We start from the raw sequence: 7,604 nt of genomic DNA, 5'->3' as shown, positions 1-7,604 counted from the left end.
TTCTGTTCGATGCGGATCAGCCAGGACATCCGCGATGAATACGGCTCGGCGGAGTCGCAGGCAGCGCTCGCCGATATGGCGGCAGGAATGCGGGAAAAGAGCCAGGAATTCCTGGCCGCGGGCGGCAAGGTCTATCTGCCGGAGCTGCAGCTTCCGGCTCAGCGCTAGCGGACCCGCCCAACTGGGTCGCAGCAGATGTCGTTATGGGCGCCCATAACGACATCAACTGCGACCCAGTTGGGGCTGCGGGTTCAGGAGCGGCGGGTTCAGGACGCCTGGGCGTGCTGGAGCCGGCTGACCCCGGCGATGAAGGAGCGGACAAAGTGGTCGCCCTCGGCCGAGTCCTGGGGCCGGTGCCCTCCCGCTGCGATGCGGTGCAGGGCTCCGGTCTCGCGCAGGTAGCCGGCGATTTCCTCGTACAGGGGTTCCCAGCCGCCGGTCAGGACCAGGGTGGGGACTCCCGGCACGATCTGCAGGGGCGCTTCCCAGCCCGGGGCCTGCAGGCGGAGGCGCCGGGCCTCCCGGCGGGCTTCCGGTGTCGCGGTCCCGGGCGCGTCCGCCGGGAAGGCCCGCCGGACATACTCGCGCTGGAAATCCTCGTCCCCGAGCTCGTGGCGGATGTCGAAGAGCGGCTGCATCAAGGCCCGGTGCGCCGACGTCGCCGGCAGTTCCGCGGTGAGCGAGAGGCAGGCCGGCTCCACCAGGGTGAGCGACTGCACGAGGTCGGGCCGTTCGACGGCGGCCATCATCGCGGCGATCGCCCCGTGCGAATGGGCGACGACGTGTCCGCCGGCGGCGCCGCGGCCGTCGTCGGCGAGCGCGCCGAGCACGATCGCGGCGTCGGCTGCGAAGTCGGATTCGAGCGGTTCGGCGACGGCGTCAAAGCCGTGCCGGCGCAGGAACAGCGCGTCGTAGTTGAGCGCCATCCCGTGCTGCTTGGGCCACGCGGCGGCACCGAAGCGGCCTTCCCCGTGGACGAAGACTACGCGCTGCTTGAACATGCTCCAACCTTATGGCACGGGTCCGCGAACAGGGCCGCCGACATACGGCTCCTGCCGTCCTGGCCGGAAATTACTTGCTGCCGCCGAGGAACTTGTCGAAGCCCTTGGGCAGGTTCAGCTGGGACGGATCGAAGTCGCCGCCCTGCTGGCCGAACGCGGCCCCCGTGGGCAGGGCCTTGGGTGCCGCGGCACGCCGGGCCTCGGCGTCGCGGAGTTCCTGCGCTGCCTTGGCCGGGTTGCCGGACCGGGCCTTCTTCTTCGGCGCGTTCCTGGCGCCCTTCCGGGCCCCTCCCCCGCCCATGCCGGGCATCCCGGGCATTCCCGGCATCCCGCCGCCGGCCGCCATTTTCTTCATCATCTTCTGGGCCTGGGCAAAGCGCTCCAGCAGGCCGTTAACGTCGGAGACGTGCACGCCGGAACCGCGGGCGATGCGGGCGCGGCGGGAGCCGTTGATGATCTTGGGGGCGACGCGTTCGTGCGGCGTCATGGACCGGACGATCGCCTCGACGCGGTCGATCTCGCGTTCGTCGAACTGCTCCAGCTGCTGCCGGATGTTCTGGGCGCCCGGCATCATCATGAGCATTTTCTTCATTGAGCCCATGTTGCGGATCTGCTGCATCTGGGACAGGAAGTCGTCCAGGGTGAAGTCTTCCTGGTCGGCGAACTTCTTCGCCATCCGGGCGGCTTCGTCCTTGTCCCAGGACTTCTCGGCCTGCTCGATCAGGGTGAGCACGTCACCCATGTCGAGGATGCGCGAGGCCATCCGGTCCGGGTGGAACAGCTCGAAGTCGTCCACGCCTTCGCCGGTGGACGCAAACATGACGGGCTTGCCGGTCACCGACGCGACCGAGAGGGCGGCACCGCCGCGGGCGTCGCCGTCGAGCTTTGACAGCACGACGCCGGTGAAGTTGACGCCGTCGTCGAACGCCATCGCCGTGTTCACGGCGTCCTGGCCGATCATGGCGTCGACCACGAACAGGACTTCGTTGGGAACGATGGCCCGGCGGATCTGGCGGGCCTGTTCCATCATTTCGGCGTCGACGCCGAGCCGTCCGGCGGTGTCCACGATCACGACGTCGTGCAGCGTTCGCTTGGCTTCCTCGACGCCGGCACGGGCGACGGCGACCGGGTCGCCGCTCGGGTGCTCCAGTTCGGAGGTGGCGCCCGGGTGCGGCGCGAATACGGGCACGCCGGCGCGCTGGCCGACCACCTGCAGCTGGGTGACGGCGTTGGGGCGCTGCAGGTCGCAGGCCACCAGCAGGGGGCTGTGGCCCTGTCCCTTGAGCCACTTGGCGAGCTTGCCGGCGAGGGTGGTCTTGCCGGCGCCCTGGAGGCCGGCGAGCATGATGACGGTGGGCCCGGTCTTGGCCAGGCGGATCCGGCGGGTTTCGCCGCCGAGGATCTCGACGAGTTCCTCGTTGACGATCTTCACGATCTGCTGGCTCGGGTTCAGCGCCCCGGAAACCTCGGCGCCGAGGGCACGTTCGCGCACGCGGCCGGTGAACTCCCGCACGACCGAAACGGCAACGTCGGCGTCCAGGAGGGCGCGCCGGATCTCGCGGACCGTGGCGTCAACGTCCGCCTCGGTCAGGCGGCCCTTGCCACGGAGGTTCTTGAAGGTTGCTGTCAACCGGTCAGAGAGTGAATTGAACACGCGCCGTGCACTTCTTTCAGTGGATCTACGGATGGCGGCCGGTCCGGCACGCCAGCGTCGCGACTGATGTTCGCCGGAACGAACTGCCTCGACAACGGGACTCGACTATCTAGGGTACCAAGTCAGGCCTGCAAGATGGCATGCTGGCTGGGTGACCAGCCAAACAACAGTGAAAACCCTGCTCATCCTGGGCGCCTCGGGCGACCTCACCGGCAGGCTCCTGCTGCCCGGACTGGCCAGGCTCGTGGCCCGGGGGCACGCAGACGGCCTTGCCCTGGCCGGCGCGGGATCGGACCCCTGGACGCCGGAACAATGGCTGGACCGGATCGGGGAGTCCTTCGCGGACGAGAACTCCCAGGCCGACGCCTACGGCAGGCGGGAGCTGAAGCGGATCCGCCGGGAAAGCACCTACCACCAGCTGGATGTCACCGCCGGGGGCCAGCTGGCCGGGCTCCTGGCGCAGCTGGAGGGCCCGGTGGCCGTCTACTTCGCCCTGCCGCCGCGGATCAGCCAGCTTGCCTGCGAGGCGCTGGCCCCGGAGCAGGTGCCCGCCGGGACCCGGCTGGTGATGGAGAAGCCGTTCGGCTCGGACGAGCAGTCCGCCCGCCGGCTCAACCAGACGCTGGCCGCGCTGGTCCCGGAGGACCACATCCACCGGGTGGACCACTTCCTGGGCAAGGCCACGGTGCTGAACATCCTGGGCCTGCGCTTCGCGAACAACTTCCTGGAGCCGGTCTGGAACCGGGAGCACATTGAGACGGTGGAGATCATCTTCGATGAGGACCTGGCGCTGGAGGGACGCGCCCGGTATTACGACGGCGCCGGCGCCCTGCGCGACATGATCCAGAGCCACCTGCTCGAGATCATGGCGCTGCTGGCGATCGAGCCGCCGGCCTCCGTGCACGAGCGGGATCTCCGCGATGCGGTGGCCACCGTGCTGCGCGCCAGCAGCATCAAGGCCCCCTACGCCAAGAGCACGCGCCGCGCCCGCTATGCGGCAGGGACCATCGGCGGCCGGAAGGTTCCCGATTATGCCAGGGAGGACGGCGTGGACGCGTCCCGCGGCACCGAGACGCTGGCCGAGGTCCGGGTGGAGATCGACAACTGGCGATGGCAGGGCGTTCGGTTCATCCTGCGTTCCGGCAAGGCCCTGGGGAACAGGCGCAAGGAGGCGGTGGTGACGTTCCGGCCGGCACCGCACCTGCCGAAAGGGTTTACCGGGGTGGACGCGCCCAACCAGCTCCGGATCGGTTTCGGCCCGGACACGCTGGCGTTCGACGTCGACGTGAACGGCCCGGGTGACGTCCTGAGCCTGGACCGGATCACGCTGCAGGCCGAGCTGAGCGACTCCGAGCTGCTGCCCTACGGCGAAGTCCTGCAGGGAGTCCTCACCGGCGATCCGCTCCTGTCCGTGCGGGCTGACACGGCGGAGGAGTGCTGGCGCATCGTGGATCCGGTACTGAAAGCCTGGGCGCGCGGCAGCGTCCCGCTCCAGGAGTACCCCGCCGGGAGCCCGGGCCCCGGGGACTGGCCGGCGTAGCCGCCGTCGGGCGGGCAGCGAAAAAGCGGGCCGGATACCTTTCCAGGTATCCGGCCCGCTGTCCCGGCATCCGCTCAGATGGCGGCCGGTCCGCGTTCACCGGTGCGGACCCGTACCGCCTCGAACACATCCACCGTCCAGACCTTGCCGTCGCCGGCCCGGCCGGTGTTCGAGCTGGCGATGATGACATCCAGGATGTCGTTCGCCTGTTCATCGGTGGCCAGGACCTCCACCCGGATCTTGGGCAGCAGGTCCACGTTGTACTCGGCGCCCCGGTACACCTCGGTGTAGCCGCGCTGCCGGCCGTAGCCGCTCGCCGCGCTGACCGTGAGGCCCTGGACTCCGTAGGCTTCCAGCCCTTCCCGGATGGCATCGAGCTTCTCCGGCCGGACGATCGCTGTGATCAGTTTCATGCGCCCACGCTTTCCTTGCCTGCTGCGGCCTTCTTGCCGTCGGACGAGGCGTCCGCCGTACCGGTGGCCGTTGCGTCCCCGGCCTGCGGCTTGCCGGTGATCAGATCATGCAGCGGCTGGAAGCTGCCGCCGTGGCCGCCGACGCCGAACTCGTAGGCGGTCTCTGCGTGCAGGCTGAGGTCCACGCCCACTGCTTCCTGCTCCTGGGAAACCCGGAAGCCCATGGTCTTGTGGATCGGGAAGGCGATGATGAAGGTCATGACCGCGGTGAAGACGATGGAGCAGACTGCAGCGAGGGCCTGTGCCACCAGCTGGGTCGTGCCGCCGCCGTAGAAGAGACCTGCCGTGCCCTGGGTCGGCGTCGCGAGGAAGCCGATCGCGACGGTGCCGACGACACCGGAGACGAGGTGGACGCCCACGACGTCGAGCGAGTCGTCATAGCCGAACTTGAACTTCAGGCCGACGGCCAGGGCGGACGCGACGCCGGCGACAACGCCGAGGGCAATGGCACCGAGTGGGGAGACGTTGGCGCAGGCCGGGGTGATCGCGACCAGGCCGGCGACTACACCCGATGCAGCACCGAGTGACGTCGGGTGGCCATCGCGGAAGCGTTCGACGGCGAGCCAGCCGAGCATTGCGGCGGCCGGGGCGGCGAGGGTGTTGATCCAGATCAGGCCTGCCTGCTCAACGGTGGCAGCGGCACCGGCGTTGAAGCCGAACCAGCCGAACCAGAGGATTGCTGCGCCCAGCATGACGAACGGGATGTTGTGCGGGCGGTGGTTCGGGTCCTTGCCGAAGCCCTTGCGGTTACCGATGATCAGGACCAGGATGAGGCCGGCCACGCCGGCGTTGATGTGGACCACGGTGCCACCGGCGAAGTCGATGACCGGAGCGAACGTCTGGCCGAACCAGCCGTCCTTGGAGAAGAGGCCGCCGCCCCAGACCATGAAGGCCATAGGGGCGTACACGAGGGTGGCCCAGATCGGGGTGAAGATGACCCATGCCGAGAACTTGGCGCGATCGGCGACTGCTCCGGAGATCAGTGCCACCGTGATGATGGCGAAGGTGGCTGCGTAGCCTACCTTGAGCAGATCCGCGGGGTCGGTGAAGTTGTGCAGCCCGAAGTGGCTGAACGGGTTCGCGAAGATCTGGAAGAAGTTGTCCTCGTTGCTCGTAGCCATCGAAGCGCCCCACAGGACCCACATGATGCCAACGGTTCCAATGGCGACGAAGCTCATCATCATCATGTTCAAAGCCGACTTGGCGCGAGTCATGCCGCCATAGAAGAATGCCAGGCCCGGGGTCATGAACAGCACGAGTGCTGAAGCGACCAGGAGCCAAACGAGACCTGCGGTGAGTTCCATGGTCTACGTCCTCTCTTGCTTTTTGTGCGGAGTTGCCCGCCTGTCCCAACGCCTTTTTGCGTTCTAGTAAGAGTCTTGCCGTGCCGTGTTTCACCTGCAGAGGATTTAGATTGCCTGCTTGTTACGAGAACCTCCCGGAAGTAAATGGTGCATCTCGGGCTTGTTACGGTTATGTTTCGGGCGTTCAGTCACGCCCGCCTCGGCTCCCCTGCCCCTACCTCTTCCTCTTCCGAACAAATTCCCCCGCAAGGACGACAGCACCATGAGCAAGACCACCCGCAAACCCCGGCTTCCCCGGGATATCAAGGTGATGCTGGTCGCCTCGTTCCTCATTGCGATCGGCTTCGGCCTGGTCGCACCGGTGCTCCCCCAGTTCGCCACCACCTTCGACGTCGGTGCGACGGAGGCGGCCGTGATCGTGAGCATCTTTGCCTTCATGAGGCTTCTTTTCGCGCCGGCCGGCGGGGCCCTGATCGTACGGCTGGGGGAACGGCCCGTCTATGTGGCCGGGCTGCTGATCGTCGCGGCCTCCACGGCGGCCTGCGCCTTCGCCCAGGACTACTGGCAGCTGCTGGTGTTCCGGGGACTGGGCGGCGCGGGCTCGGTGATGTTCACCGTGGCGTCGATGGCGTTGGTGGTCCGGCTGGCACCGCCCGAAAGCCGCGGCCGGGTTTCCGGGGCCTACGCGTCGGCCTTCCTGATCGGCAACGTGTGCGGTCCGATCGTGGGCGGGCTGCTCGCCGGCTTCGGCCTGCGGGTGCCGTTCCTTGCCTACGCGGCCGCGCTGGTCCTGGCCGCGCTCGTGGTGCAGACCCAGCTCAGCCATGTCCCGGCTGCCTCGCGCCTGCCGGGCCGTGCGGCCCCGGCCATGGAACTCCGCGAAGCGCTGCGGGACAGCGCCTACCGGGCGGCGCTGTTCTCCAGCTTTGCCAACGGCTGGGCCACGATCGGGGTGCGGATGGCCACGGTGCCGCTGTTCGCCGTCGTGGCCCTCGGCGGCGGGCCCGAATCCGCCGGCTGGGCGCTGGCCGTGTTCGCAGCCGGCAACGCGGCCGCGCTGACCTTCTCCGGAAAGCTGGCGGACAGCCTGGGCCGGAAGCCGCTGATGCTTTCCGGGCTGACGGTCACCGGGACGGCCACCGCGGCCGTCGGATTCACGGACCAGTTCGGCTGGTTCCTGCTGGCCTCCGCGGTCGCCGGGATCGGTTCGGGACTGCTCGGGCCTGCCCAGCAGGCGGCCATCGCCGATGTGATCGGCAACGAACGGTCCGGCGGGCGGGTGCTCGCCGTGTTCCAGATGACCGCGGACACCGGCGCGATCACCGGCCCGGTGCTGGCGGGGCTGCTGGCGGACCGGCTGGGTTACGGCTGGGCCTTCGGCGTCACCGGCGGGATCCTCGTCGCGGCGGCCGCGGGCTGGCTGCTGGCGCGGGAGCCCAGCCGGCGGCCGGCCCCGGCGGACGCTTAGCACCGGCGGGAGGCTCGCGTCCGAAGAACACCTTTCGCTTGGCTAAGGACGCGCGATTAAATAAACCGAGTTTTTGGACTTGATGGGCTTACGGTTGTGCTATGTCGAATACTGCGCAACTGGCGGAGTCCGCGGGAAGACGATACGCGGCATTGCGGGCGCAT

At 68.4% G+C, this 7,604-nt stretch carries 6 protein-coding genes; 2 read left to right on the top strand and 4 right to left on the bottom strand.

The window, feature by feature from the left end:
• Nucleotides 1–266: 266 nt before the first annotated feature.
• A complete protein-coding gene (locus J9611_RS15020) occupies nucleotides 267–1,001 on the bottom strand; it encodes an alpha/beta hydrolase (protein ID WP_211881255.1) in 735 nt (244 codons plus the stop codon).
• 70 nt (nucleotides 1,002–1,071) lie between these two features.
• Nucleotides 1,072–2,655 carry a signal recognition particle protein gene (ffh, locus tag J9611_RS15015; RefSeq protein WP_211881254.1) on the bottom strand — a complete coding sequence of 528 codons (1,584 nt, stop codon included), beginning with the start codon at nucleotides 2,653–2,655 and terminating at the stop codon, nucleotides 1,072–1,074.
• Between the two features lie 151 nt (nucleotides 2,656–2,806).
• Here ffh and J9611_RS15010 point away from each other — a divergent pair, with 151 nt between their 5' ends.
• Nucleotides 2,807–4,195 (top strand): glucose-6-phosphate dehydrogenase, encoded by a 1,389-nt coding sequence (locus J9611_RS15010; RefSeq protein ID WP_211881253.1) that lies wholly within the window; start codon nucleotides 2,807–2,809, stop codon nucleotides 4,193–4,195.
• A 74-nt stretch (nucleotides 4,196–4,269) separates the two neighbouring features.
• On the opposite strand, the gene J9611_RS15005 is transcribed toward J9611_RS15010, so the two are convergent.
• Both J9611_RS15005 and J9611_RS15000 read right to left on the bottom strand, forming a co-directional pair.
• A complete protein-coding gene (locus J9611_RS15005; protein WP_211881252.1) occupies nucleotides 4,270–4,608 on the bottom strand; it encodes a P-II family nitrogen regulator in 339 nt (112 codons plus the stop codon).
• Nucleotides 4,605–5,972 carry an ammonium transporter gene (locus tag J9611_RS15000; protein WP_211881251.1) on the bottom strand — a complete coding sequence of 456 codons (1,368 nt, stop codon included), beginning with the start codon at nucleotides 5,970–5,972 and terminating at the stop codon, nucleotides 4,605–4,607. The genes J9611_RS15005 and J9611_RS15000 overlap by 4 nt, the downstream gene beginning before the upstream one ends.
• Nucleotides 5,973–6,234: 262 nt before the next feature.
• Between J9611_RS15000 and J9611_RS14995 the strand changes: the two genes are divergently transcribed.
• Nucleotides 6,235–7,440 (top strand): MFS transporter, encoded by a 1,206-nt coding sequence (locus J9611_RS14995; RefSeq protein ID WP_211881250.1) that lies wholly within the window; start codon nucleotides 6,235–6,237, stop codon nucleotides 7,438–7,440.
• Nucleotides 7,441–7,604: the final 164 nt, after the last annotated feature.

Origin of the sequence: Pseudarthrobacter albicanus, from assembly GCF_018224015.1 — a bacterium.
GTDB classification, from domain to species: Bacteria; Actinomycetota; Actinomycetes; order Actinomycetales; family Micrococcaceae; genus Arthrobacter; species Arthrobacter albicanus.
This window is presented reverse-complemented; position numbering and strand designations above follow the sequence as displayed.